General features: G+C 63.6%; 26 protein-coding genes. 7 read left to right on the top strand and 19 right to left on the bottom strand.

Annotated elements, in window-relative coordinates; translation table 11 throughout:
* The first annotated feature begins 9 nt into the window (after positions 1-9).
* Together ACFO6S_RS11110 and ACFO6S_RS11105 are read left to right on the top strand one after the other, a co-directional pair.
* Positions 10-372, top strand: a complete 363-nt coding sequence (locus tag ACFO6S_RS11110; RefSeq protein ID WP_378416858.1) for an antibiotic biosynthesis monooxygenase family protein — start codon at positions 10-12, stop codon at positions 370-372.
* Positions 373-493: 121 nt separating this feature from the next.
* Positions 494-1,135 carry a DsbA family oxidoreductase gene (locus tag ACFO6S_RS11105; protein ID WP_378416856.1) on the top strand — a complete coding sequence of 214 codons (642 nt, stop codon included), beginning with the start codon at positions 494-496 and terminating at the stop codon, positions 1,133-1,135.
* Positions 1,136-1,817: 682 nt separating this feature from the next.
* Here the strand turns inward: ACFO6S_RS11105 and ACFO6S_RS11100 are convergent.
* The 7 genes from ACFO6S_RS11100 to ACFO6S_RS11070 all read right to left on the bottom strand — a co-directional run bounded on the left by ACFO6S_RS11100 (position 1,818) and on the right by ACFO6S_RS11070 (position 8,938).
* Positions 1,818-2,054, bottom strand: coding sequence for a hypothetical protein (locus ACFO6S_RS11100; RefSeq protein ID WP_378416854.1), 237 nt, complete (start codon positions 2,052-2,054; stop codon positions 1,818-1,820).
* Between the two features lie 603 nt (positions 2,055-2,657).
* On the bottom strand, positions 2,658-3,413 hold the full coding sequence (locus ACFO6S_RS11095; protein ID WP_378416852.1) for a hypothetical protein: 756 nt from the start codon (positions 3,411-3,413) through the stop codon (positions 2,658-2,660).
* A 69-nt stretch (positions 3,414-3,482) separates the two neighbouring features.
* Positions 3,483-5,066, bottom strand: a complete 1,584-nt coding sequence (locus ACFO6S_RS11090; RefSeq protein ID WP_378416850.1) for a CotH kinase family protein — start codon at positions 5,064-5,066, stop codon at positions 3,483-3,485.
* Positions 5,066-5,743 carry a DUF4956 domain-containing protein gene (locus tag ACFO6S_RS11085; protein ID WP_378416848.1) on the bottom strand — a complete coding sequence of 226 codons (678 nt, stop codon included), beginning with the start codon at positions 5,741-5,743 and terminating at the stop codon, positions 5,066-5,068. Before ACFO6S_RS11085 ends, ACFO6S_RS11090 begins: the two co-directional genes overlap by 1 nt.
* Before the next feature lie 52 nt (positions 5,744-5,795).
* Positions 5,796-6,728 carry a polyphosphate polymerase domain-containing protein gene (locus ACFO6S_RS11080; protein WP_378416846.1) on the bottom strand — a complete coding sequence of 311 codons (933 nt, stop codon included), beginning with the start codon at positions 6,726-6,728 and terminating at the stop codon, positions 5,796-5,798.
* Positions 6,729-7,103: 375 nt separating this feature from the next.
* Positions 7,104-7,769 (bottom strand): response regulator transcription factor, encoded by a 666-nt coding sequence (locus ACFO6S_RS11075; protein ID WP_378416844.1) that lies wholly within the window; start codon positions 7,767-7,769, stop codon positions 7,104-7,106.
* Complete coding sequence (locus ACFO6S_RS11070; RefSeq protein WP_378416842.1) at positions 7,766-8,938, bottom strand: sensor histidine kinase; 1,173 nt, start codon at positions 8,936-8,938, stop codon at positions 7,766-7,768. The genes ACFO6S_RS11075 and ACFO6S_RS11070 overlap by 4 nt, the downstream gene beginning before the upstream one ends.
* A gap of 2,901 nt (positions 8,939-11,839) precedes the next feature.
* Here ACFO6S_RS11070 and ACFO6S_RS11065 point away from each other — a divergent pair.
* Both ACFO6S_RS11065 and ACFO6S_RS11060 read left to right on the top strand, forming a co-directional pair.
* The gene (locus tag ACFO6S_RS11065; protein WP_378416841.1) at positions 11,840-12,085 is read left to right on the top strand and encodes a hypothetical protein; all 246 of its coding nucleotides are present in this window, start codon (positions 11,840-11,842) and stop codon (positions 12,083-12,085) included.
* Positions 12,086-12,201: 116 nt separating this feature from the next.
* Positions 12,202-12,882 (top strand): hypothetical protein, encoded by a 681-nt coding sequence (locus ACFO6S_RS11060; RefSeq protein WP_378416839.1) that lies wholly within the window; start codon positions 12,202-12,204, stop codon positions 12,880-12,882.
* 400 nt (positions 12,883-13,282) lie between these two features.
* Here ACFO6S_RS11060 and ACFO6S_RS11055 read toward each other — a convergent pair whose 3' ends face one another.
* The gene (locus ACFO6S_RS11055) at positions 13,283-14,269 is read right to left on the bottom strand and encodes a helix-turn-helix transcriptional regulator (RefSeq protein WP_378416837.1); all 987 of its coding nucleotides are present in this window, start codon (positions 14,267-14,269) and stop codon (positions 13,283-13,285) included.
* A gap of 110 nt (positions 14,270-14,379) precedes the next feature.
* On the opposite strand from ACFO6S_RS11055, the gene ACFO6S_RS11050 reads away from it, so the two are divergent.
* A complete protein-coding gene (locus ACFO6S_RS11050; RefSeq protein WP_378416835.1) occupies positions 14,380-15,348 on the top strand; it encodes an alpha/beta fold hydrolase in 969 nt (322 codons plus the stop codon).
* A 399-nt stretch (positions 15,349-15,747) separates the two neighbouring features.
* Here the strand turns inward: ACFO6S_RS11050 and ACFO6S_RS11045 are convergent, their stop codons facing one another.
* Positions 15,748-16,233 (bottom strand): hypothetical protein, encoded by a 486-nt coding sequence (locus ACFO6S_RS11045; protein ID WP_378416833.1) that lies wholly within the window; start codon positions 16,231-16,233, stop codon positions 15,748-15,750.
* 141 nt (positions 16,234-16,374) lie between these two features.
* Between ACFO6S_RS11045 and ACFO6S_RS11040 the strand changes: the two genes are divergently transcribed.
* Together ACFO6S_RS11040 and ACFO6S_RS11035 are read left to right on the top strand one after the other, a co-directional pair.
* Positions 16,375-16,599, top strand: a complete 225-nt coding sequence (locus ACFO6S_RS11040) for a NaeI family type II restriction endonuclease (protein WP_378416950.1) — start codon at positions 16,375-16,377, stop codon at positions 16,597-16,599.
* Complete coding sequence (locus ACFO6S_RS11035) at positions 16,503-16,841, top strand: alpha/beta fold hydrolase (protein WP_378416948.1); 339 nt, start codon at positions 16,503-16,505, stop codon at positions 16,839-16,841. The genes ACFO6S_RS11040 and ACFO6S_RS11035 overlap by 97 nt, the downstream gene beginning before the upstream one ends.
* 289 nt (positions 16,842-17,130) lie before the next feature.
* Here the strand turns inward: ACFO6S_RS11035 and ACFO6S_RS11030 are convergent, their stop codons facing one another.
* From ACFO6S_RS11030 to ACFO6S_RS10985, 10 genes are all read right to left on the bottom strand, one after another.
* Positions 17,131-17,493 (bottom strand): hypothetical protein, encoded by a 363-nt coding sequence (locus tag ACFO6S_RS11030; protein WP_378416832.1) that lies wholly within the window; start codon positions 17,491-17,493, stop codon positions 17,131-17,133.
* A 235-nt stretch (positions 17,494-17,728) separates the two neighbouring features.
* Positions 17,729-18,121 carry a hypothetical protein gene (locus ACFO6S_RS11025; protein WP_378416830.1) on the bottom strand — a complete coding sequence of 131 codons (393 nt, stop codon included), beginning with the start codon at positions 18,119-18,121 and terminating at the stop codon, positions 17,729-17,731.
* Positions 18,122-18,534: 413 nt separating this feature from the next.
* The gene (locus ACFO6S_RS11020; RefSeq protein WP_378416828.1) at positions 18,535-19,782 is read right to left on the bottom strand and encodes an RNA polymerase sigma factor; all 1,248 of its coding nucleotides are present in this window, start codon (positions 19,780-19,782) and stop codon (positions 18,535-18,537) included.
* Between the two features lie 5 nt (positions 19,783-19,787).
* Positions 19,788-20,156, bottom strand: a complete 369-nt coding sequence (locus ACFO6S_RS11015) for a YciI family protein (protein WP_378416826.1) — start codon at positions 20,154-20,156, stop codon at positions 19,788-19,790.
* A 23-nt stretch (positions 20,157-20,179) separates the two neighbouring features.
* On the bottom strand, positions 20,180-20,629 hold the full coding sequence (locus ACFO6S_RS11010) for a hypothetical protein (RefSeq protein WP_378416824.1): 450 nt from the start codon (positions 20,627-20,629) through the stop codon (positions 20,180-20,182).
* A 46-nt stretch (positions 20,630-20,675) separates the two neighbouring features.
* Positions 20,676-21,350 (bottom strand): DUF998 domain-containing protein, encoded by a 675-nt coding sequence (locus tag ACFO6S_RS11005; RefSeq protein WP_378416822.1) that lies wholly within the window; start codon positions 21,348-21,350, stop codon positions 20,676-20,678.
* Between the two features lie 742 nt (positions 21,351-22,092).
* A complete protein-coding gene (locus ACFO6S_RS11000; protein ID WP_378416820.1) occupies positions 22,093-22,674 on the bottom strand; it encodes a GTP-binding protein in 582 nt (193 codons plus the stop codon).
* 6 nt (positions 22,675-22,680) lie between these two features.
* On the bottom strand, positions 22,681-23,070 hold the full coding sequence (locus tag ACFO6S_RS10995) for a DUF742 domain-containing protein (protein WP_378416818.1): 390 nt from the start codon (positions 23,068-23,070) through the stop codon (positions 22,681-22,683).
* 6 nt (positions 23,071-23,076) lie between these two features.
* Entirely contained in the window at positions 23,077-23,490 is a 414-nt protein-coding gene (locus ACFO6S_RS10990) for a roadblock/LC7 domain-containing protein (RefSeq protein ID WP_378416946.1), read from the bottom strand.
* Positions 23,491-23,492: 2 nt separating this feature from the next.
* Positions 23,493-25,952 (bottom strand): sensor histidine kinase, encoded by a 2,460-nt coding sequence (locus ACFO6S_RS10985; RefSeq protein WP_378416816.1) that lies wholly within the window; start codon positions 25,950-25,952, stop codon positions 23,493-23,495.
* Positions 25,953-26,230: the final 278 nt, after the last annotated feature.

Raw genomic sequence — 26,230 nt, 5'->3', positions numbered from 1 at the left:
AGCATTTACGTGAGCACTGATACTGGCTTCTATTCAATCATTGACTACACCGCCGACGGCTTCGACACTCAGCAAGAGCTTGTTGAGGCCTTCGCGGAAATTCAGGAGCAGTGGGTGCGCTTCTATCCTGGCTACAGCTCATCCCGGTTCCACGTGAGCACCGACGGCACCCGCGTGTACAACATCGTGCGCTGGAGGAGCGAGGCGGACTACCGCAACTTTGTGGAGAACTCCGATACCGACGGCCGGATGGCCGCCATCGAAAAGGCGTTGGAGGGCCTGTCTGGCAAGGCCGAGGCGCGCATGACCGGGGCGCCCACCTACACGGTCGTCCGTGAAATCGGACCCGGGCCAAAGCGCCTGGACTCCTGATGGCCAATGCCCCGCGCAGTCGGTGTGCTCCCCGTGTTGCCCCCGGATCGGCGTTCGCTGACCCAGGGTGCGACGAACGCGTTGGAACCCAACAGTCACGATCACCGACAGAAGGACGCTCATGAAGGTGGAAATATATGCCGACGTGCTGTGCCCCTGGTGCTACATCGGTAAACGACGACTGGCGGCAGCACTGTCAACGCTCGCTGACCCCAAGAGCGTGGAGCTAGTCTGGCGCAGTTTCGAGCTCGCGCCGGAGGTCAGTGGGATCCCCGGCGAGACTGCCGCCGAGGCAATGGTCGGATGGTGGGGTGACGAGGCACCTTCCCGGATCGCCCGGATCCGGTCGTTGGGCGCTACGGAAGGCCTGGAGCTGAACATGCATCTATCCCGGCCAGTCAGCACCTTCGACGCGCACCGCCTGTCCAAGCTGGCGGCCGACCGCGGCCGTGCCGACCAGATGATGGAGCTGCTCCTCCACGCGTACCACACCGAGGGGCTCAACCTGGCCGACCCGCACGTCCTGCAGCGGCTCGGCCGCGAGGCCGGCCTGGACGCCGATGAGATGTCGGCAGTCCAGGCCGGTGACGAATACGCCGAACATGTACGTGCAGACCGGCGGCGCGGGGCCGAGCACGGCGTCACCGGCGTTCCCACTCTGGTGATCGACGGCGGCACGCCGGTCTCCGCGGTCCAGCCCATCAGCGACCTGCGCCAGCTGCTGGAGCCGAACGGGGCCGGCTCACAAGGCGTCCCGCTCTGAACCAGATCCACAGCGACGATGCTGCACCGATCAGGCCGGCGATGGCGAGTGCTGACGGGCCCCATTCGATGACGAGAGTCGAGACGTGAGTGCCCGTAGCAGGGAACGTCAGGTCACAACGCGACGCAACGATGACAACCCAGGCTTTATCGAAGAGCGCGGGGGACGCCATCACGCCGTCGCCACCGGCCAGCATCGATGGCGGGATGATCGGCTGCGAGATACACACTTCGATTGGAGCGTTGACGAAGAACGCAGCGATGTAGACGACGAGGCCGACCGCGACGCCGAGCAGAGCTAGCGCTTTGCGCAGCTGGCGGCGTCCCCTCGTGGTTGCGGGCGACCTACTCGCCCTGCCGGTGGGCGTCGGGTCGTTCATTGCTCTGAACACCCGAAGCGGCGCTCCCCGGTGCGCGATGTTGTGTCTAGTTGATGCGCAGAACGATGAAAGACATGACCGCCGCGAAGGTCAGGATGGGGACGCCCCAGGCGAGGCGTGCTCGTTGGTAGCGAACCCAGGTTCGGGCGATATCCGTGAAAGTCATTCCCCGCCAGCTAGGTTGATGCATTCTGATCTCCCCCTCATCTGATGCTGATCGCCACCGTATCCCGTTGCCACCGGCACCGTGGGACGATCTGTGGTCAAGATGACTGACCCCGCCGGCGTCACTCTCTTCGCCCACTACTGCTTTTCGGAGCAGTCCGTTCCACCGCGGAACAAGAAGCGCTCCCCAACTGACCAAATCGAAACAGCCACCACGAGAATCGACACGGCGCTCCACCACGGAAAGCCCAGCAGGATCGAAACGAACACGGCAACGAACACGGTCACGCTCGTCGCCCACATCCAGTAGCGATGAGGGCTACCCAGCTCGAGGCTTTCCTGCTCGATCATGTTCATAGGTTCGATGTCATCCACGATCGACTCCTTCAAGCGCCCGAGCCCCTACTTGCAGTTCTTCGCCCCAACCACGAGTACGTCACGCTGGCACCCTAGTCAATGCCTGCGCGCGAAGCCCGGGGTCAGGCTTACCCGTCAACGGGATCATCTTCGTCCCGCATCTCGACAACGGGAGGGCAGCACAGGCGTTCCGGCGACACTCCTGCATGTCAGGCCAGGGAACCTGGGCCCAACGGACTTCAACCGACATGAACCCTGGAACTCATCCAGATCCGTGTGATTAGAAGCCCTCGTTAAGTGTGACTACCGACCGGTAGGCCTATCCAATCCGCATGCAGCCCACCACGCTCCGTCATTGGTGAACACCCCTCCATCCATAGGGTGTTCACCCATCAACGCCCGTTGCGTTCACCAATTGGACCCGCTGCCGGGTTTCCGAGACCGATTCCCCTCAACTGGACCTTGTTGGCCCGATTCGGCGGACTTCCGACCCGATTGCGGCGCGATTCGCATCCAGACTGGGCCGAATGTCGCTCCCGAAGCAGCTACGGACGACCGCTTCCGTGATGTGGTCGAGGTCGAGCCGCGGAATCCATGGATTTCGCTGCCGGGGCGGGATAGCTATCTGCCGAATTCGGCTGCCGCCGACGACTCGTCAGGGTGCATGGAGACGAGGTGACGCCGCCGGCGTGGCGTGTGTGCTGGTTCCGGTTCACCGAGGAACCGGCCCCACGGATCGAGACGCTCACGCTTGCAGTACCAGTCATGCAGGTTGAGAAGATTGAGCGCCGCGAGGGTGAACCCGGCAAGCAATGTGTACCGCCGGATCCCGAAACCGCGCAAGTACCCGCGGTGCACGTGCAGCCGGTTTTGCTTCAGGTCAGCGAACACACTCTCGATGCCGACCCTGCGGTGATACGACTCCTCCCACGCAAGGGTCCCGTGTTGGAACGGCATCCGCAGATCGGGGTAGTCGGTGTCGTGCAGGGTGATCGTGCGACCGCACCCACATTCCTCACCGCGCGTGCAGGAGGTCGTCGGCATGCTCTGCGGCGCACGCATCGAGACAGGGTTGTTTGGGCAGCGGACCCGGGTTGGTTCGACCGCGGGCCCGCGGTAGCGACGTGACCCATCGGGATGTCGGGCGTCATGCGGAACGAAGGCGTACGCCTGACGCGCCTGATGACGCCGCTCGAGGCGCTCCCGTTCGTCGTCGGGCATGTCGGTCTCGATCGGGTCGAGGTCGTACAGACCTTCCGGGAGGCTGTCCGGGTAGAGGACGCCGTCGATCCAGAGGGTGTGCGTGCCTTCGGGTCCGGGATGCATCCCACGCTGATTCGGATGCAGGTCGTAGATCGTGGTGTATCCGAGCGTCACCAACGAGACCTTCGCGGTACCGGTCCACCCGGTGGCGGCGCGGGCAGTGCGCCCCGCCGCCACCGTCGATCAATCGGCGCGCTGCTCGATCAGTACCGTGGCGCGTTGATTGATCCAGGTGCGCATCTCGTCAACGCTCGACTGCAGGTCCTCCGCACTGAGTCCGTCGCTGACCGGGATGGATTCCGTGAGCCGGTCCAGGGTTTCGGACGCGAGCCCGCCTGAGTACATCCGGTCGAACAGCTCCCAGTAGGCGTCCTCGTACACGAGCTTGAAGGCATCCGATTCCAGGAACCGGGTCTTCAGGGCATTGGAAGCGTGTAGTCCAGGGGGGCCGCCCATACCGGGCAACTTCGCCTGGCCGCTCTGCGCGTCCGCCTCGTTCGAGACGCCGGCGTTGCCCGGAGGCGTCATGCGTTCCGGCGGGATCATCCCCTCCGGAAGAGTCATCCCCGCACCGGGAGCGGTGTCGCCGGTCCCGCCGAGCCGGGGTAAAGACAACCCCACGGTGTCGTGCGGACCTGTAGCCGCATCGCCCTGCATCGCCAGGTTGAGGTCCCAGGAGATGACGGTGATCTTCTCGGTGTCGAGGTCGTACCAGAGGTAGTAGTTCTGGCCGGGACCACTGATGTCGTCACCGTTGACGAGCAGGTTCTGCGTGGCCAGGTAATCGGCGAACGTCTCGACGTCGACCCAGTCGGCCAGGTGCGCGTCGAACTCCTCGTCGCTCGCAGTGTCGATCCACTTCAGGAAGTTGATGATCGGCTGCAGGTTTCCGCTGTCCACAGCGTTGATCTGTTTGAACTGATCGGCGTACGCGGCCTGGTCATCACCGGTGTACTTGAAGCGCGAGTTCGCATCCGCTTTGTACAGGTAGCCGTCGGACTCGGACAGCGAGTTGGCGTAGCCGTCGTCCGGGTGCTCGAGCAGCAGTCGGGTCGTGGTGGCGCTGTCGTTGATCGAGTACACCGTGTAGGCGTAGCGCTGGGTGACCTGCCCGGTCTCTGCCGTCAACGACAGTGACATTGCCTCGTTCAGCACGGGTGAGCCCGGCCGGACCGACAATTCCGTCATCCCCTGGTATGCACGTCCGTCCTCGTTCTCGTTGAAACTGATCAGCAGGGGCAGGGAGGTCGGATCATCTTCCGACGCCTGTTCCCCCATGGCGTCCATCGGATTGAAACCCTCGGGGATCTCCATCCCTTCCGGCGGCTGGAATCCTTCGCTGCCCGGTCCGATACCACGCACCCCCCTCAGAGTGGAGTTGCCCTTCAACCGGACCGAGACGTCGTTGACGAAGGTGTCGTCGATGGTGAGATCGGCGGTGATCCACTTCTTCTCACCCGTGCTCTGGAAGGATGTGATCATGTCCTGGTACTCGGCGTCGGTGATGTCGAGTAAGACTTCGTGGGAGACCGAGTCGTCGAACAGGTCGACGGTGCCGGTGATGTTGTCGGTGATCTCTGATGCGATCACCGAGGCGTCGCCGGTGATGTACGGGCGGATCCGGGTGTTACCGAACGCGGTCGCCATGATCGCCACGAAGGTGACGAACACCACCAGCAACGTCCAGTGCTGACGCAGCGAGATCGGAATCCGGTGCCGGAGCTTGCGTTTCGGTGCCGGTGCCCCGGCGGTGTTCGTCGCGGTCATCAGATGTCCGTCTGGTCGTATCCGGTCAGGACGGTGACGCGCTGTCCGGCGTTGACGGCGCTGAGTGCGGAGATCAGTTCGGCGGGCTTGATGCCCTTCTTCATCTGTGCGGTGAAGTACATCTCGTTGAGGGCACCGGAGCGGACCGCTTCGGTGGACACGAGTTCGAACTCGGTGCAGTGCTTGATCAGTACGTCTTCGACGAGCGCCGCGTACTCCTGCTCCGGCGGCACCTGCACCTTGACCACCTGTCGCTGGACGTCGAGCTTGAACCAGTTGAACTTGTTCATGATCAGCAGGACCAGGCAGATGGCGACCGTCGCGGCGATGGCGAGAAGGTAGAACCGCGTGCCGGTCGTCATGCCGATCGCCATCACGAGGAAGATGAACCCGACGTCACGAGTTTCCTTGATGGCGTTGCGGAATCGGACTACGGACAGTGCGCCGACGAGCGCGAACGCGCGGGCGATGTTGGAGCCGACGACGAGCATGATCAGCGAGATGATCATGCCGACCATAACGAGGGTCTGCACGTAGGACTGGCTGTAGGAGACGTTCTTGTGGGTGTACCGGTAGACCCAGCCGATGATCGCGGACAGCACGAACGAGAGCGCCAGCGACACGGTGATGTCAAAGGTGCTGAACGTCCCGCTCAGCTCCTGAAGGTCGAAATTCATTGATTTTCCTGTTTCTGTTGTCGTGAACTACTCAAGAAAGTGCGGTCAAAGGTCAGCTGGCGACCGGGGTCACGGTGCCGAAGACATCGGTCGGTGCGCGGTCGTCGTACCCGGCGGGCAACACCAGTTCGGGTGCGCCGTGCCGTGAGCGCGGTGCCATGCCGAACGCCTCGACGGACTGGCAGTACTTCGACACCCGGATCACCGACATGTTCAGTCGGGCCGTCAGATCCGTGGCCCAGTACGGCACCCGCTCGTTTGCCTTGAGTTCGACGATGGCGAGCTTCGGCGGAAGGATGAAGCGATTCTCGGCACCAGACGCGAAATGGAAATCCCGGTCCCGGCCATGCACCTTGTGATCGATCGTTACCCGCAGACCCAGGTCGGCCTCCCGGCCGACGAACGCCTCCCGCAGGTAGCCGGTGGTCACCATCGGACGCAGGTCGAGGTTGCCGATCAGGGTCGTCACCTCGTTGACGAACGGACTCTGCGACGGATCGCACTCGATCTCCTCGCGACCGTTGAGCCAACGCTGGGCGACCCCGTACGGCAACGCAATCCGACGCTTCTGTGTCACGCGGTTGACACGCTGCTTGATCTCGATCTGCACAGGGGTGTCGTCAGTGCAATCGGAGGGCTCGCCGTACAACCGCAGCCTCAGCTTGCGGCGAAACTTCAGGCCCTCGATCTTCTCCCAGTAGAACCTCAGGTCAGGAGTGTCGTAATACAGCGAGGTCACCGGGTATCCGCCGTGCGGCGAGTACGGGTCCGTATCCATCCGGGCGGCGAGTTCCTGCCGCAGTTCGGGAACCTTCATCTCGTCGACGAAGTACTTGATCTCGTACCGGTTGAACGCGTGCAGCTTGCTCGCGGTCTGCGCGTAACCCGTTGCAACGGTCGCGACATCTTCAGTAGACCCAGGGTCGGCCGATCCGGAGCCTCCATCCGGCGTGGACTGGTTCCGGAATCGGTCCAAGAAACTCATTGCTCTGCGATCTCCCGACTACGTCGATGTCTGCAGGTGGAATCCTGCTCGGGCAGTGAACAAACCAAGTGCAGCTTGTGAACTTCAAAACAACCAGCAAGGAACCTGGCAATCAGCTGGGAACCCATCGCCGAGTTCTCCGCTGCGGACCGTGGCCGGCAACGCAACGAGCAGCACGGCGAACACCGATGTGCGCGGATTCTCCGGCTGCACTGACACCGCTGTTCTGCTGGACGGTCAGGCTTGTGACACTCATCCAGCATCGCGTTTTCCGGCGCCCGGCGCGTCCCGCGGTGGCGGCATCTTCACGTACTGCAAGCGCGGTACGCGGCCGCGAAGGCGGCAGGGCGGACGGGCGCGTGTTGCGCGGCTGGTTCAGATGGCCTGCGGCCGGATCAGCCCGTTCTCGTAGGCGGCGATGACCAGCTGCGCACGGTCATGGGCCTGGATTTTGCTCATGATGCGATTGACATGGGTCTTTGCGGTGTGCGGTGAGATCACCAGATCGATTGCGATCTCATCGTTCGATCGGCCTGCGCCGACCAGAGTGAGCACCTCGACTTCCCTCTCCGTGAGGTGCTCGAGTGCCGGTGGGACCTGGCCCGTAGGTGCCACCGGCTGGACGTAGCGGTCGATGAGACTGCGGGTCGCTGTGGGCGAGAGCAGTGCGTCGCCGCGATGCACCGCCCGAATCGCATCAATGATCTGATCGGGTTCGAATCCTTTGCCGATGAATCCGCTCGCGCCGGCACGCAGGGCACCGACTATGTACTGGTCCTCTTCGAACGTGGTCAAGATCAGTACTTTCACCCCGGCGAGATCAGGATCGGAGCAAATGGCTCGCGTGGCACCGATTCCATCGGTGCCGGGCATACGGATGTCCATGAGCACCACATCGGGTCGTAGGCTGCGGGCAAGCTCGATGGCGAGCAGTCCGTCGGCCGCCTCTCCCACCACATCGAGTCCCTCGGCGTGGGACACGAGGTCCATGACCGCCGACCGGATGAGTGCTTGGTCGTCAACGATAAGCACGCTGATCACGAGCGGCCCTCCGTAGTCGTCCGGTTGTCGACGGGCCCGATCGGCACGTCCGCGACAAGTATCCACATCCCTTTCCCGTTGGGCCCGTATGTGAGCGTGCCGCGAACCGACTCGACACGCTCACCCATCCCGATCAGTCCCTGCCGCGTGCCGAGATGGTCGCCGTCGGTGTTGGCCGGCGCTGTCGGGTTCGTGACAGTGACCCGCAGGGAGTGAGGTCGACACTCAACGAGGACGTCCGCGTCCCGGCCCGTTCCGTGCTTGTGAGCGTTGGTCAACGCCTCCTGAATGATCCGCAGCGCAGTGACGTCTGGAGTCCCGGGTAGATCGTGGCAGTCGCCGTCGATACGGACGGTGACCGCCATGCCATGGCTGGCGAACTCACGCACCACGTCGTCGAGTTGCCCGAGGCCGGGCGGGCCGGTGCCGGCATCGGGGTCGCGCAGCGTCGCCATCAGATCTCCAATCTCGGACAGCACGGCGCGCGAGGCACGGCGGACGATCGTCAGTGACTTCTCGGCGTCGGCCGGTCGATCACGCAACGCCGACGCCGCGACCCCAGCGTGGAGGTTGATCACCGATATCTGATGGGCGACAACATCGTGCAGATCGCGGGCGATCGCCAGCCGCGTTTCGGCGACTCGCTGGCGTGCCAGTGCCTCCCGGGTGCGTTCGGCCCGCTCGGCTCGCTCGGTGACGGCCGCCACATAGCTGCGCTGGGTTCGGACGGCCTCGCCGACCGCGCCCCCGAGCAGGACGGTCAGGACGCTCTGGAACCCGTTGTAGCCGTCGACGACGACAGGGACGATCATGAGTGCGGCGACAACCGCGGTAAGCGCGAGGCCATTCCGCCGACTGGTGTTCAACACCACTGCATAGACCGCGACTGCAGTTGCCACGGGGAGTCCCGGGTTGAACAACCCGACCACAGCCGAGACACCGACCAGGGCGATGACCACCGGCAACACCACGAATGGCGCCCGATTCCGGCCGAGCAGAATCGCGGCTGCCACCGCGTTGAAGAGCACGCGGTGTGGCGACCACACGAACCCGCCGCCGGGATGGTCAGGAAGTGCGCCACCCATCACAACCACGACCGTCACCACCAGGTGCCCGATCCAAGGCATCGCAGTGCGGAGCGGCATGGCAACAAACCCGGCACGCGTCACGCGTCCATCTTCGCCCGGCGAGTCACGCCGCGCGACCCGCTCGCAGGTGACCCCGGATACCGCATCCGCGGTACGCGGATGCGGCACCCACGCGGGATCGGGCCATCACTCCGCATCGGCGGGCACCAGCACGTCCGGGAACTCGGTGCCGATCCATTGCGCCTCGCCTGTGGTCGCCGGGTCCGGCCGGTCGACCTGGTCGATGGTAGCCATGTGCGCATGTCGATGAAGTTGTACGGTCCCAGGCGGTGACACGGACTCGAGGTAGAGGCCGCAGGCCCACGGGTGCACGATGCAGCCGTACACGGAGGGCAGCAGCGGGTCGCTGATGGTCTGCCGTGCCGTTCCAGGGGCCCTGTGGGTTGTCGGCTTGCGGAAAGACCAGAGCGTTCGCCTTCGTCGGCGCCTTCGTTCCTATCGCCGGCGACGACGGAGACTTCTCCGTCGTCGACACCCGCTCTGGTCCGCGACACGGCTGCATCAGCGAGTTCCTGCGCAAGAGCGACAGCAGCATGCGGTGGCCCTCGCTCGCCGATCTGGCACAGAGCTTCAAGAACGGCCGGCGTTCTCGACATGTGGGTGCCTGCGGTCGACAACGGCAGTCCAGTCTTGAATACACCGTGATCAGGGAGTCAGATCTCGACCACCAGAGGCCGGCGCAGGTATCCCGGCAACCTGTCCCTGCATCTCCATCCGGGAGAGCTGACCCATACCGAACTCGAGCGCACCCGGACCGACAAGACTTGGAACTCTTCCAAACGTGTGTGATCCGAAGCCCTCCTTAAGCGTGACTACCGACCGGTAGGCCTATCCAATCCGCATGCAGCCCAACACACTCCGTCATTGGTGAACACCCCTCCATGTCCATCCATCCATCCATCCACATCTCAGATGAAAGCCCCGCCCAGAGCGTTTTCTGGTCGGGGCTTTCGTAGTTCTAAAGGCTTCCCGTACCTCCGTGGACGCACTGCGGGAATTTGGATAGACCCCGAAACAGGACTCATCCACGAAAGGATGGGTGCCGGATCCCGACACCGCGCCGCTCTCAAAGAGGCCGTCCAGCGAGTCCTCGACGGGGACCGCACCTTGTTCCAGGCCGCGCGGATGAACGTCAAGGATGCGTCGTCGTCGCCGTTGCTGGCATCGCTGGCAGGCTACGACGGCCGCAAAGTGTGGAAGACCTCGATCTGTTGGTGCAGCGGCAGGCGGTCCGTGTGGCCCTCCGGATCGTTGTGCAGCCTCAGGCCCGTATTCGCGGGTGTTCGACGTCAACGCCATCGGCCTGGAGTGGCGGCCCTGAACCTTCCGCTGCACTACGCCGGGGGTCTAACCTGGTCAGACGGTCGGGGAGGCCCGGAGGGTGGAAATGGTAATTCCAGGCGGTTGGATCTGGTTCCTGCCACTGCCGCAGGAGCTGCGAATAGCACTGTCGGAAGCCCTCCCATGCGAATGCGGCGGCACCTCATGTATGTCTCTGACGAGGTGAGTTGAATGACTGCAACGGATTGGGCCTTTTGGGGGCCAGTTGCTGGCCAGGTCGTCTACGTCCTCTACCTACTCGGCGTGCCGATCAACTGACATGACCAACGAAAGGCGTTGACCATGTTCAATTTCCAGCTTTGGTGGTGGACGATGAACTTTCCGCCAGAACTGCGAGAAGCCATACGGGCAGTCACACCCTGCCAGCTGTGGGGGCTGGCGAGCTGCCCATATGACTATCCCAGCTAGAGGAGGTCAGTTGAATGATGGACAACCCTAATTTCTACGGGCCGTGGCTGCCGCTCGCCTCCCTGCTCTACGTCCTCGGCCTGATTCGCTGACACGGACACGCCAGCGGTCACTGCCCTAGCCCCGAAAGGATCCCGGCATGGGCGACACCTTCTGGTTCCTGCCGATTCCGTACGAGACCCTGCGATGGCTGGCCGCGACCTATCCGTGCCTGGCCGACTTCCGGCAGGGCTGCTTCCCCGGTTAAGGACAACGACGACGGCCGACCTGCCAGGCGGGCGGCTACCGCTACCACTGAGGAGGTGAACGAAATGGACACCTGGACCTTCTGGTACGGCCCCATCGGCTACGTCATCGACGTCGCGCTCGCCTGGTGGTACACGACGTTCTGACAAATGACGGGCCAGCAAAATTTGGATCTGCCCGCCGTCGCGCACTCAGCAGTTTGTAGCCAACCGCGCTCGGGACCGTCTGCACGTACACCGCGCACTTCGAGGCCGTACCTGCGAACCAGAGAAGCTACGAGATCTGGGTGAACAACCACTTCGCACAGCAGACCTTCACGTCCGACGAACTCAAGAACGGTGCTACCTACCGCGTAGACAGCTCCACAGCAACCGACAGCGACAGCGATACAGATCGAGAGGCGGATAAGGGTGGCAGGTTCGATCCCGACGGGTGGAGTAGGTGTCGCAAACAGCTGACACAAAGCTGGAACTCATCCAGATTTTTTGTGATCTGGAGCCGTCCTTAAGTGTGATCGTCGACTGGTCAACCTATCCAATCCTCATGCAGCCCTGAACGACCTGCCATTGGTGAACACCTCTCCATCCTCCATCCACCCACTCAAATCCAGCTAGCGCGTTCACCCATCAGCGCCCGTTGCGTTCACCTATTGGAACCGCGCACGGTTTTCAGAGGCCGGTTCCCACTCCGCCGAGCCGCATTGGGTGCCGGATTCAGCACGTCGTCGACCTGATCGCGGCACGACTCGCATCCAACCTGAGCCGAGGTAACCGCCGACACCCGCACCAACGCGACTAATCAGCGAATACCATCCGCTACCAACCCGTCGGATCCCGGTAACTCTCACCGGGGACAAACGCAGCGGAGTGCGGTGTGATCACTGGGACGTCGCTCGGCGTCGAAACAGCACTAGCGCAGAGGACAATCTTGAAGCGTTCACTCATCGTCGCGTTGGCCGGCGCAACCATCGCCTTCGGCACCGTGGCTTCGGCATCGGCCGCGCCGGTCGACCTCGGAAATCCCTCCGATGTCGCCGATTCCGGAAGCAGCAACTTCTTCCACGCGACCCCCGGTGAGAACTCCGGATCCACCGACCTCGCCAACAGTGTGGCGGGCGGCCTGTTGTTCCCGGTGCTGTGTGTCTTCGTCGCCATCGTCTGCGGTCCCAACTAACCAGGCACGGCTGTCGTACCGGTAGTCCCGGCGGCCCGCAATTATCGGGCGCAAACGGGGGACCTCCGATCGCCGTTCCGGTTCCGGGTCCCGACAATTCGAAATGGAGAAACATCTTGTCCAAGAACATGATGCGCCGCGGCGCATCGATCCTTGCCGCCGTAACGATCGGCGTCGGCGGGCTGATGATCGGTGCGGGTGCAGCGGGCGCGGAGGGGAGTTCAGGGTCCGGTTCGGGAGACCTGTTGCCGGACAAGATCGGGCAACAACTGCTCCGAGAGTGCGACACCAGGGACTACATGTTTCCGCTCTTCCCGTGCTGGGAACCGTGGATGAGCGCGAGGACCGAAATCGGAGACTTCACGATGCAGTACCAAAGCCCAAAGTCGGTGGCACCTCAGAGTAGTGCCGCATACATCGTCACAATCGCCCGAAAGAGCGAATCCGGTGGCGATGCGGCGCTCGTCACGAGCATCACCCATCAGCCCCCGAAGGGATTCAAGTTTTCCAAAACGCAGATCTACGGCCTCGGCTTCGAGATACAGCTCTGGGGCTGGCCTGCGACGACGGATCCCGCAACAGGGGCCGTCACGCTGACTGCACCACCGGAGGGTTGGCCGATGGTCGACGACATCAAGATCGAATTCCTCTACACGGCGGGTGACGCGCAAGACGCCGCCGACGGTGATCACGGTGCCAAATTCACCGGTACCGGGGTTCCGCCGGCAGACGGTTGGCAGCTGACGGGGCACACGCGGGTTGAGACCGTCAGCTCGCTCAACGGCGGATCATCCTGATCCGTTCGTCTCCGCGGCTTGTCACCGCCGGGATGGCCGCGACCGAGCCTGCATGGTCGGCGCGGTCATCCCGCGATCGGGAAGTCGACCGAACGCCGAGCCGCGGGACTACCCCGGCTTGGTTGGCACGGTGACCTGCCCCAAACCGGCACCTCGACCGAGCCTCTGGCAGTCGACAATCTAGAACTCATCCAGATTCTGCGTGATCAGGAGCCCTCCTTAAGTGTGACTACCGACCGGTAGGCCTATCCAATCCACATGCAGCCCACCATGCTCCGTCATGGGTGAACACCTCTCCATTCCATCGTTCGTTCCATCCATGCCTCGATAGCCGAGAGGCCGGCGTGGGGAACACCACTGCCAACCGGTCTCGGCGATGACGTGAGCCTGCACGGCCTGATCAACCGGTCCCCGCCTGTTCGCCAGATGGCGCGGCGCTGAGGTGGATGGCGAGCTGCCTGACGGCGTCGGCAAGCTCGGCTGGTTCGACAACCGTCACCGGAGCGGTGAGCGCGATGCGTGCAACCGTCATCGCCAGTCGGCCGAGATCTTCACTGCGGATCTGGACAAGACAGCAGGCCGCTTCCACCTCGATTGGTGTGTGATCAATCCATCGGAGCACACCCTCGAGTTCGGCGAACGTGGCTTGGATGGCGAGTTTTGCATCGTGGTGACGGGGTGGCGAGCCGACTGATCTCGCGACGAAGCCTGCCGCGTCACCGCCCGGGATCTCGCGTGGCGTGAAATGACTGCCTGCCAGCCAGGGCTCCGAGAGCCGGTCCAGTCGAAATGTTCGCCAGTCGGCACGATGGTGGTCCCATGCTACGAGATACCAACGACGTCCCGCCGTGACAAGGCGGTGCGGCTCGACAAGCCGCCTGCTGCTCTCGCCATCACCTCGCCGGTAGTCGAAACGCACGTGCTCGTGGTCGCGACATGCCGCAGCGAGCACACTGAGCGCTTCGGGGTCGACGATGTCGTCGTCGGCCCGCCGCATGGAACTAACGCTCGAATGCAGTGCCGACACACGTCGGCGTAGCCGATGGGGCAGGAGTGTTTCGATCTTCGTCAGCGCGCGCAGCGACGTTTCTTCGATGCCGCCGATGGCGGCCTCGGCGGCGTAGCGCAGTCCGACGGCTACCGCCACGGACTCGTCATCGTCGAGGATCAGGGGCGGCACGTGTGCCCCCGTTGCAAGTCGGTAGCCCCCGTATCTTCCGGACGTGGAATCGACCGGATAGCCAAGGTCGCGTAGGCGATCGATGTCGCGCCGCACCGTTCGCTGCGTGACATCGAGTCGTGCGGCAAGTTCGGCACAGTGCCAGAAACGATGAGTCTGAAGGAGCGAGAGCAGTTGCAGTGCTCGGGCTGTGGGATCGTTCCGCATTTCTTTAGATTGCCAGCGATCTAGGACTTCATGTGTCCACGATGCTCCCTATCGTCGGATCAACCGGCCGATCCAGACACGAGATCGGTACTCAACCCAAAGGAGCATCCGTGAATCCATCCGACTTCCCCACGCCCGTCCTTATCCCAGTCAACGGCGTGGAACTCGAAGTCTTTGAAGCAGGACGACACAATGCCGGGAAGCCCATCGTGCTGTGTCACGGATGGCCAGAGCACGCCTATTCTTGGCGATACCAGGTGCCCGCCCTTGTCGCTGCGGGCTACCACGTCATCGTCCCGAACCAGCGCGGCTACGGCAACTCATCACGTCCGACCAAAGTGACGGACTATGACATTGAACATTTGTCGGGTGATCTCATCGCGCTTCTCGATCACTACGGCTACGAAGATGCCACCTTTGTCGGTCACGATTGGGGCGCCTTTGTCGTGTGGGGCCTGACCCTGTTGCACCCGGACCGGGTAAACAAGGTGATCAACCTGAGCCTGCCCTACCAGGATCGCGGAGAGCAGCCCTGGATTGAGTTCATGGAAGCCGTGCTTGGCAGTGACTTCTACTTCGTCCACTTCAATCGACAGCCGGGCGTCGCGGACGCCGTGTTCGAAGACAACACCTTCCGGTTCCTCCGCAACCTGTACCGGAAGAACGAACCCCTCAGGGAGCCTCAGCCGGGTATGGCGCTGATCGATCTTGCCAGAGCAGAGACGCCACTCGGTGAGCCTCTGATGAGCGATAGCGAATTGGCCGTTTTCGTCTCCGCATTTGAATCGACAGGGTTCACGGGAAGTGTGAACTGGTATAGGAACCTTGACCGCAACTGGCGCTTGCTGGCCGACGTGGACCCGATCATCCAGCAGCCCACGCTCATGATCTACGGCGACAGGGATGTGGTCCAGAGGTCTGAGAAAATGGCGGAGTTCGTGCCCCACGTGGAAGTGGTCAATCTGGATTGCGGTCACTGGATCCAGCAGGAACTGCCGGATGAAGCGAACCGAGCGATCTTGAGCTGGCTCGAGCGGCAGGAAGCCACGGAGTCAAGGCTGAGCACTGCCTCCGCGTGACTTTCGCGCAGGATTACGGCGCGATTCGCATCCAGACTGGGCCGAATGTCGATCCCGAAGCAGCTACGGACGACCGCTTCCGTGATGTGGTCGAGGTTGAGCGGCGGAATCCATAGATTCCGCTGCCGGAGAGGGCGGCCGACGACGACTCCTCGTGTCGCACGGAGACGAGGTGACGCCGCCGCCGGCGTGGCGAGCACGTCGGTCGTCGTGCTGGGCCGGATCGTCTCGTCGGTTGGCAGGTCGTTCACACGGTGACCTGGCTGTCGAGCAGGCCGTCCTTCCCGGCACGCGCCGCGCGCTCGCGAGACGTCGCCGAGTACTCGTCGAGCCGAACTGCTAAGTATGGGAAAGCCCCCGGTGCACGTACTGCATCGGGGGCTTTCGTCTGTGCATGACCTACCGGATAAATGAAACCCCTACAGCAGGTCCGTTGTCAGGGAGCTGAACGAGAGGGCTCTGCAGGAACTTCTGAGAGGTCTTGTCGAAGATCGGCCACGAGGAGGCGAGATTCTCCGGATGGTACTCACGCATGTTCACGAGGATGGTGCCGCCGCGGCCCATCCAGAACGTGTCCGGAGCCTCCGCCCCAAACCCGATGAACTTCGTGTAACCCGTACCCAGATCATCGAAACTCCGCACCCTGCGGTACTCGATGATCTGCATGGTGCCCCTCGGATACTTGCGGTTCTGCATCGACACCACCGCGTAGATGGGAATGTGAGCATTCCATGCCGCCGTCACTGCCTGACCCGTGAGTCCAGTCGGCGCCATGATGTCACCAACGGCCAGACCGGCCGCCGTCGCACCGATTGAGTCCAGGTCGGATGCAGACGCTGCAGTCGCACCAGAGAGCGCCACCCCCATCGTTACTGCTGCAGCCATGACACCGACTGCACACTTCCTAGCCACTGACACTAGAAACCCCCTCTGTTTGGTCCACTGCGAATGTGCGCGTCAAGATCTGACGTCTCTTGAGGTATCCCTCAGATGGCCATGTTTGTTACTGATGGCTTGTAACGAAAGATCAATGCCCAGAGGGAGTTTGGCTTCAGGGGTGCAGATGAGACCGACTGCCGAATCGCCGGACATCAAGTCGACGCCAAGTGGAGCCAGACAAGTGGTTCGTGGATGCTGCCATCGATACCGGACGAATCCAGCTCGGGGCGGAACGCCGCGGCGAAGGGCCGCCAGTCATCCTGGTCGGCGGGACGGGGATGCCTCCCATCGCCTGGGAGGTTTCCGGGCTGACAGCCGCCCTTGCCGGCAATGGCTTTGATGTCATCGGATACGCGTCTCGAGGCGTTGTCCCCAGCGACGCTCCGTCACCCCAGTGCACCGTCGCGGACCTCGCCGAGGACCTCATGTCCCTCATCGACACCCTGGCATTCGATCAGCCGCCGGCGCTGGTCGGCTACTCCCTCGGCAGCTTCACCATCGAACACCTCCTGTCGACATGCCCAAACAAGTTCTCAGCCTGGTCGCTCTGGTAGGCGCACATGCTTGCCCATTGGTCGACAAGTGGGCCTGCCGAGGTAGCTCAAGCACGTGCATCCCATGCCTGGCTCCGAGATGCGGAGCGCATGGATCGACTCCCCCACTGTCAGGTTTCCTAGGCCGATTTCCCCTCGACTGGGCCTCACTGGCCCGATTCGGCGCATAGTGAGTGTCTCGATCGACGATCGGAACTGACCCACAGATCACCGACCTATGACGCACAGGGATTGGCGCTGCCCCGCCCCTTGGAGCCATTCACCAGTGTGAGTGACCGCGAAAAGAGCCCTAGGGACGCCAGATGTAAACCTTTCCGCCTCCGTACCCCGCCCCGGACCCCGAGCCGAAAAGTCCGATCGCTGTGGCCGCGTTCTCCAGGGCGTGAACCTTGCCCTGCGGATCGGTCTGGCTCGCGTAGAAGAACCCATGCCAGGCGCCACATTCGATACGGTCCGTGCCGTACGGGCTGATGACGACCATCTTGTCGGTGGTCCAGGCCTGCGGATCGAGCGGCACCACAAACTGGTCGCTGCACGGGCGTGACTCCGGTCCACCTTGTCCCGTGCGCACCTCAGCCGACGCGGTCGGGGCGAGCACCGTTCCGAGAATGATTGCCAGGGCGCAGGAGCCTAGAAGGTGCTTGCGGTTCATCGTCAGTTGCCTTCCGAAGGTAAAACAGAATGGACAGTCTGTTCATCGGGCGAGCCCAGGGATCCATTACGGGCAGCGCGACGACGAAACTCTGGCGGGTCAGACTGTGCCCGCGTTCATACGAGAGGCGATGCTCGGGCCACGGCCTTCGTTCGCGGGCAGGCCTGCGGCGGGCGCCGGGCAAGTATGCGTCCGCGATCGGCACAAGCATCGAGACCCGACATGCGGGCAACCCTTATCGGAGTGCGGGAATCGCCGCTTCCTGCTTTCCCCGGGCCCGGTCGGTGCTTCCCCAGACCCGCCGCTCGTCACCGCTACGAAACGCGACACCCACCCCTTCCATGCCCCAGTTGATGACGGTGATCTCGCCGGGCAGTCCGGGATCCGAGCCGCTCGTTGAGTAGGTACCACCCACCGCGTAAACCTGGACAACCCGTCCATCCGGCATCCGGATGTTCAGACCTTCGGGATTGCAGTCGTGAAGCCGGTCCTGATCGAGCTCGTCGACCGGGATCTCCTCGCGCACGGCGCATCGGGGCAATGACTCATAGCCGGGAGTGATGACTTGCCCCGAATAGCCACCGCAGCCACTGAGCAGCAGCGGCGTGGCGACGGCAGCGAAGAGCACACGCCTGCAAGACCCTGCACCACCCAGAAGTACCCGGATACGCCCGACCATCCGTTGAATCTCCCACGAGGCCTGGCGTCCGGCCTCGGCCGACGGCAACCTGCCGGTCGGCCGTCCTGCTTTCGACGAGCTTCAAATGCGCTCGCTGAGCTGCATGTCGACGGTGATCGGCGGTACACGCCCGAGTAGGGCGAGAGCCTGCCATTGCCGAAGGCTCGACGGGTCTCACCTATCAGGTTTGGGTTGTGGGAGACCTGGCCTCCGTCGCTGGATCTCATCGGGATTGGTGTGATCTGGCACCCTTCTTATGTGTAATCACCCATCGGTAAACCAATCCAATCTGCATGCAGCCCAGCACAGCCCGTCATGGGCGAACACCCCTCCACCGGTACAGTGCGATCCATCGAGTGAAACTAGCCCGCGTGGCCGAGTTCGGTCGCCCGCGCCCGCAGGTAGTTCTGCTCGGGGATGCTCATGGTTTTGCGGGCGGCGGATCGGTAGAGCGCCGCGGCAGCGTCGAGGTCGCCGGTCAGCTCGAGTAGATGGGCGCGGACCGCGTCGGGGCGGTGCGAACGGGCCAGCCGCGGGTCGCCGTCCAGGGTGCTCAGCAGACGCAGGCCTGCCTGGGGTCCGTAGACCATCGCCGTCGCCACGGCCCGATTGAGCGTCACCGCGGGATTGTCGGTCATCGTCTCGAGCAGGGTGTACAGGCCGAGAATCTGCATCCAGTCGGTGGCTTCCGCGGCGGGGGCCTCGGCGTGGAGTGCGGCGATGGCGGCCTGGATTTGATAGGAGCCCAGTGCTGTTCGCGACATCGCGTCCGTGACGATGTCGATGCCCTCGTCGATGGCGTCGCGGTGCCACAGTCCGCGGTCCTGCTCTGCCATCGGGATCAGCCGTCCGTCTGCGGTGCTGCGTGCCGGCCGACGGGCGTCGGTGAGCAGCATGAGCGCGAGAAGCCCTGCCACCTCGCCGTTGTCGGGGACGGCGTCACGGAGCAGGCGGGTAAGGCGGACGGCCTCTGCCGACAGCTCGACGCGATGCAGGTTCGGACCCGAGGAACTGGTGTACCCCTCATTGAAGATCAGGTACAGCACATGGAGGACGGCGTCGAGCCGCTCGACCCTCTCGTGTTCCGGTGGCAGCGCGAAGGCGATGCCGGAACGCTTGATCTGGGACTTGGCGCGGCTGATGCGTTGGCCGACTGTCGATTCCGGCGTGAGCAGGGCCCTGGCGATCTCGGTGGTGGTCAGCCCGCCCACCGCGCGCAGGGTGAGGGCGACCTGCGATGGGCCGCTCAACGCGGGGTGGCAGCACATGATCAGCAGTGTCAACGAGTCGTCCTCGCCGGGCGAAGGGCCGACGTCGGCCGGTGGCGCGTGCAGTTCGTCATCCGGCGTTCGCGTAGCCGAGCTGTCCTCGCGCCGCCGCCGGGCCTGGTCGCTGCGAAGCTGATCGATCATGCGCCTCGACGCGACCCGGATAAGCCAGGGTCGGGGATCGACGGGCACGCCCTCGCGCGGCCATTGCAGCGCCGCCGCGAGCAGTGCCTCCTGCACGGCGTCCTCGGCAACGTCGAAGTGGCCGTAACGTCGCACCAGCGCGCCGAGCACCTGCGGCGCGAGTTCGCGCAGCAGGTGCCCGAAGGCGACGTCGTCCATGACTTTCAGACCGCGGCGGGGTCGCCTTCCATCACCGGTCGCAGTTCGACGGTGTCGCCGACCGCGTCGACGATGCGGGCGGTGATGGCGAGTGCACGGTCGTGCGTCGCGCACTCGATGATGGAGAAGCTGGCCAGCACCTCCTTGGCCTCGGCGTACGGACCGTCCGAGGCGATCGGCGTCCCGTCCACCTTGCGCACGGTCTTGGTCAGGGACGGATCCGAGAGTCCCTGTGTCATGACAAGTTCGCCGGAGTCGGTGAGTTCGCGCTCGAGATTCTCGTAGAACTCGCACATGGCCCGGAACTCCGGGCTCGTCACGTCCACCGCGTCCCAGTCCGCCTGATTCGTGTACGCCAGCAGCATGTACTTCATCGGATCTCCTCGTTCGATCGGTATCACTGCGCTGTCCTGGTCATCGTCGACGGGTAGCCGCCGCCTCCCGGATAGACCCATTCACCGTCGAGGACGGTGTCGTCCTCGACGAAGGTCCCACGAAAATACGCTGGCGAGCCCTTCGCCCCTCCCCAGATCGTCAACGTGTCGCCGTCGAGTTCGTAGACGTAGTCCAACGTGTTGCCCTGACTGTCGTAGAACCGGGACACGACGTCCGTGCCCGGCTCCTCACCGAAGGGACGGAGGTTGCCGATGAACTCCGTGCCGACGATTGACTCACCGAACTGCTCGAGCTCGACCTGCTGGATCAGGAAGTAACGGCCCTCCATCCACGAGTAGGTCACGGTTCCCTCGGCTCCGCCAGTGACGCTCCAGGTGCCCACGAGCCGGTCGAGACGCTCGAGGTCCGCGGAGGGCGCCGGTACCGGCTGGGTGATCTCTTGCTCGCTCATCATTGATGTCCTTTCGATGTGCTCTTCGGAAAACTCGTTGAGGAATTCAGGAGAGTTGGCTGACGGTGGTGCGCAGCAGGTCGGCGGCCACCGCCGAGACCCAGGTCCAGCCCACGACCGCGGCCGCCGCGAGGGCGAGGGAGAACCCGTCGCGCCCCATCAACAGGTCGGGGGCGAGCAGCGCGACGCCCACGACCGCGCTGTACACGCCCCACGCGCGCCGACCCGCGCGGAAGTACCGTCGTGCCAGCACGATGCACGCGGCGATCAGCGCGAGGAACGCGAACACCGGCGCGATGCTGTGGAGAATGCCGTGCACCGTCGGGTCGGACGTCCCCGCGGTCGTGGGGAAGCCGTTCATCGGGTCGGCCACGAACACCCCGGCCCACACCGAACTGAACCCGAAGACGCCGATCAGCCTCGGGACCCACGTCCGGCCGATGCCGGCGGTCATGGCCCGCCTCATGCCGACGGCGCCCGCGACGAACAGCACGCCGCTGACGATGAAGTTGGCGGTCTGTATCCATCCGCCGGGGCCCAGGCTCAGCAGGCTGAGCGGGTGGCGGGTCAGGTCGAACCCGTCGCGGGTCACCACCTGCGCGGCTACCACCGCGAGGTAGATCGGGCCGGCGGCTACTCCGCACGCCAGCAGTCGCCGCGTCGTGGTGGTCCGGCCAGCGTCGGAATACCTGGCAGTCGTTGTGTGATCGATGATCGCCATCGCGTGGTCCTCTCGTCGGTAACGGGCTTCCACTGCTACCTCGTTGCCGAGTGACGGGCTTCGACACACGAGGGCGAAGTGACTTTCGGTCGCTACGCCGAGGGAGCAGCAGCGGGGCGGAATTCGAGGTCGTCGACGAGGAGGTCCCCACCGGGCACCGGTGAAGGTCGAGCGCCCGGACGCCACCGTCCAGCTCCCTCCACCCTTCGACGAGCCCTCGATCATCCACCGGCGGGACCCACCGGCGGCTCATCCTCGACGGGCGACCGGGCCTTCGCTGGTCCAATTCCTCAAAGCCAGGCTCGCCGAGGACGAACGTGCGGCAATCGCTGACGTCAACGCAGACAGCCAGTCAACGCGGGCAGTTCGGGAGGTCGCATTCAAGCGAGTCCTGGTCGATGGCATGTATCGAGAAACCAATGGGATCTACGCCACTACCTGGCACGGCACCCCGGCAACGATGACCTCACCGCGCCTCTGTTCCCGGCGATGCGAATGGTCGCGCAGAAGCCCACCGGTCTACGCGCGACCGGGCGGCACACCGTTCCCAAGGCCGAAGACGTCTTGAGCGGACCATCTTCACGATTGACGGAGCGCTGCCACGTGGGCGTGAACGTTGCACGGCCATGGCGTCGCCGCAACGAGACTGGAAACCTGAGCCACCGTGAGGAACCGGCCGGATCGTCCGCCACACCGGGGGGGGTGAACCGCCCGGTGAGTCCGACGACAAACGTTGCCTTGCTCAGGCCACTGAGGTCCTGACCTGGGCGATGAGGTGTTCGACTAGCGTTATCAGTACAGACTTGCACGAATCGCGATCACGCGCGTCGCACAGCACGATGGGGGTTTCGAGGTCGAGGTCGAGCGCCTCGCGAACCTCGTCAGTTGTGTAGGTCTGGGCGCCGTCAAAGCAGTTCACCGCGACCGCGAACGAGACTCCGCGTCGTTCGAAGAAGTCGATCGCGGCGAACGAGTTCTCCAACCGACGGGTGTCTGCGAGAACGACGGCGCCGAGCGCCCCGCGCACCAGTTCGTCCCAGAGGAACCAAAATCGGTCCTGTCCAGGCGTGCCGAACAGGTATAGAACCAGGCTCTCATCGATGGTGATACGACCGAAGTCCAGGGCCACGGTGGTCGTGGTCTTACCCTCCACGCCCGACAAATCATCGATGCCGGTGGACAATTCGGTAATCGTTTCCTCGGTGCGCAGTGGTGCGATCTCGCTGACGGAGGACACCATCGTGGTCTTGCCGACTCCGAAGCCGCCGGCTACGAGGATCTTGACCGAGGCAGCCAGGTCGGCTGAGGACGCGTTGTCATGCATAGTTGTCTACAGCTTTCGGATTCCATCGAGTACTGCTTGCAGAATGTTCAGGTCGCCAATACCGGAAATGTCGTTGTAAGAGTCGCTGCTGGCGGGAGCCCTGAAGTTCAGCATTCCCTCGGCGATGAGATCACCGACCAGGATCTTGGTAACCGCCAGAGGCAGATTCAGGTGCGCCGAGACCTCGGCCACCGACTGCGCAGTACGACACAACTGAACGATTTCCGCGTACTCCGTTTCGATGTGCTGCAGCCGCGGAGCGGGGGACACGGTCACTACGAGCGTGAGCATGTCGAGATCGTGTCCCGCGCCCATCGTGCGACCCCGCGTGACGGCGTACGGGCGGACAAGAGGACCGGCCGCATCGTCGAACCACGGTTGACCTATACGTGTCACGGCAATCTACGCTCCATGCTCGGCCATACCGCTACGGGGATTCGCCGACAGATAGGTACCGACACGCTGAACAGTCAGGTTCATTTCATACGCGACCATACCCAGATTCGCAGTGTCGTTGGCTTGCAATGCGATACATGCGTTACTTCCGGCCGCCGTCACGAACATCACCGCATTCTCGAGTTCGATGACGGCCTGGCGAACGCCGCCGCCTTGAAAGCGACGTCCCGCGCTGCGTGCCAGCCCGTACAGAGTGGCCGACATGGCACCGAAGTGCTCGGCGTCTTCACGGCCCATCGACGTAGATCGGCCCAACAGTAGGCCATCGGTGGAAAGCACGACTGCGTAGCGCACCCCGGCAAGACGATCTACCAGATCGTCGAGAAGCCAGTTCAGGTCACCTGAGTTAGAAGTCGTCACCGTCACCTTCCTTCACCTTCCATTTCGTCCCTCGTTGCATACCCTGATGGGGATCCCGAATGCCGAGCCTGCTGGGTACCGTACGCGATGGCGGACATCCGATCTCGCGCTTGCTCCGCCGAGCGTGACGACTGCTGCGCGTCCACCTCGAGTTGAGGATCGCGCGCCAGCTCCGGCGCCAGACTGGCCTGCCGGCGACGGCGAGGCAAGCTCGGGCGAAGGCCACCATCGTTGTCGGGCAACAGTTGCGGAGTGCGGGACTCCGGTTCGACAGCGGGGGTCGACGGATCGTGCCACAGGGATGCCAGAGAATGATCCGTGTACTCGGTGTGTGGCGCACTGTCGATGTGCTCGACGTTCGCCCACGCCTGCGACGCGGTCACCGACTGCACTGGCTGTTCGGCGAGGGGCCCTGGAGTCGGCGGCGCCAGTGATGCGACACCCACTGCAGCCGAGACAGACACGGCCGAATCAAGTTCCGCCATCGGTTCGGCTACCTGCATCTCGGACCGACGTCCAGCGAGCCGATTCGGCAGATGACCGACCACAGGTGTCGCATCGGCGGCGACCACCGAGTTCGGCACCAGCACGATGGCGCGAATGCCGCCGTACTCGGATTCGGTCAGCTGCACAGAGATTCCGTGTCGAGCACCCAGTTGCGAAACGATGAACAAGCCCAGGCATGAAGTCGCAGAGAGCGTTTCGACTCCGAAATCCGGTGGATTGCGCAGCATCTCGTTGACGCGGTCGAGTTCCTCGACGGACATCCCCACACCCTGGTCAGTGATCTCGATCGCGACCCCCTTGCCGACCACGTTGCCGCTCACCTCGACGCGCGACTGCGGCGGAGAAAACGCCGTCGCGTTGTCGACCAGTTCGGCGAGCAGGTGGATGAGGTCGGCGACCACGTTGCCCATGATGAACACCTGAGGCATGCGGCGGGTGTGTACCCGCGTGTAGTCGAGGCTCTCGCCGATCGCGCTACGCACCAGATCGACTAGGGGAACCGGACTCCGCCACTGGCGGCCGGGCTCGCCGCCACCGAGGATGATGAGGTTCTCGGCGTTGCGGCGTTCGCGGGTTGCCAGGTGGTCGAGCCGGAAGAATGTCTCAAGCATGGCAGGATCCTCTTGGCTTTGCTCGGCCTCGTCCAGGACCTCGAGTTGCTTGTGCACCACCATCTGACTCCGGTGGGCGATGTTGAGGAACACCGCGCGCACGCCCGTGCGGGTACGGGCCTCGGTGATCGCGGCAGAAACGGCCGCTGTGTGTGCACGGTTGAAGGCCTTTGCCACCGAGCCGATTTCGTCGTCACCGAAGTCCAGGTGCGCAGGATTGGGATCGACCTGCTCGCCCGCGCCCAGCTTGCGCATGGTTTCGGGCAGTTCGACCTCTGCCAGGTCCAGTGTTTCCCGCCGTAGGCGCTCGAGCCGCCCGATCAGTCGGTTGGCCAGCCACAGCGACAGCAGGAACGCCGCGAGCGCAAGCGCGAGCACAGCGGCACCCGCCCACAGTGAGTTCGCCGCGGTGCGTTTGCCCTCGTCGGCAGCGATCTGGTTCGCATGGCTGTTCAGACCCTTCCATGCGCTGATCACGCCTTCATACAGCTGCCCCTGCGCGGTATGCCACTCGGCGAAAGTCATTGGTGGCGGCGGGACGTCACCGTCTTCGTCCGGCTCCGGCGGGTTGATGAGGTAGTCCTCCATCGCGGCCACCTGCTGCCAGGCGGGAGAGGCCAGCGCTGCCTGGATCTTCTCAGCTGATGGATCAGCGCCCAGGTCGGCGGCGAGCTGCGGAAGTGCGGTCCGGTAGTACCCGACCAGATTTCGATAGTCGTTGTGCAGCGGACCACCGCTGAGCTGTCCCCGCAGTTCGGCGGCGGTGAGCGCGGCGGAACGTGACATTCCCTCCATCGCGTGCAGGGCGCGCATGGCATTGAGGAGCGTGACGCCGACCTGGGCGTCGGGCGCGTTGGCGGTGATGAGGTTGCTGCCGAGCGCAACTGCATCGAGAATGCTGTTGTAGAGGGCATACGTGTCGCCGATCGACATTCGTCCTGCGTCGATCTGACCGCGGATCTGAGGCAGGCTGGCCAGCAAGGTGTCGAATCCACCCGTGTCGGCACCCATGGTGCCCTGCGACGCGCTCTGCAAACTCGATTCGTAGGGGGCCAGCCCGGCAAACGCGGTGTCGAGCCGGTTCCGTGCCGCGTCGAGCGCGGCCGGATCGCCCTGTTCGCCGGACAGATGCCACAGCGACAGCATCCGTTCCTGTTCTACGCCGGCAACCACATCGCGAGCGTGGGTCACGGCATCGCTATTCGCTGCCGCCCATTGTTGGGACTGTCGGCCCTCACGTATCAGGTATCCAGCGGTGCCTACACCGATTCCGAGCAGCGCCAGGCTCGGAACCAACGCGATGGCCAGGATCCGAGCTCGGACACCGAGGCGCACTTTCAACATCGGGGGAATATAGCTGGCCGTATCCGTAGCGTTTACTTCGGCCTCGCTACCCCGACCGTTCTTGATTCGGTTGTGCCGCTTGGTGTTTAACCCTATCCTCGGGTGGGCCGATGTAGGTTGCAAGGCTAAAGAATTTCTCTGTTCGTAGTGCTTCAAGAGACGATGGCGGAGCTGGCCGATAGGGACTGCCCCGGCGGTGTCCGGTGCGGCCGGCCTGATCCAAGCGATGCGCACGAATGCGTTGAACGATCGGCCAGTGAAACGCGGAGGAAGACGGG

The sequence above is a fragment of the Rhodococcus kronopolitis genome, from assembly GCF_042654025.1.
Classification (GTDB): Bacteria; Actinomycetota; Actinomycetes; order Mycobacteriales; family Mycobacteriaceae; genus Rhodococcus_G; species Rhodococcus_G kronopolitis.
The sequence above is the reverse complement of the archived record's forward strand: the minus strand, read 5'-3'. Positions and strand labels throughout refer to the sequence as shown.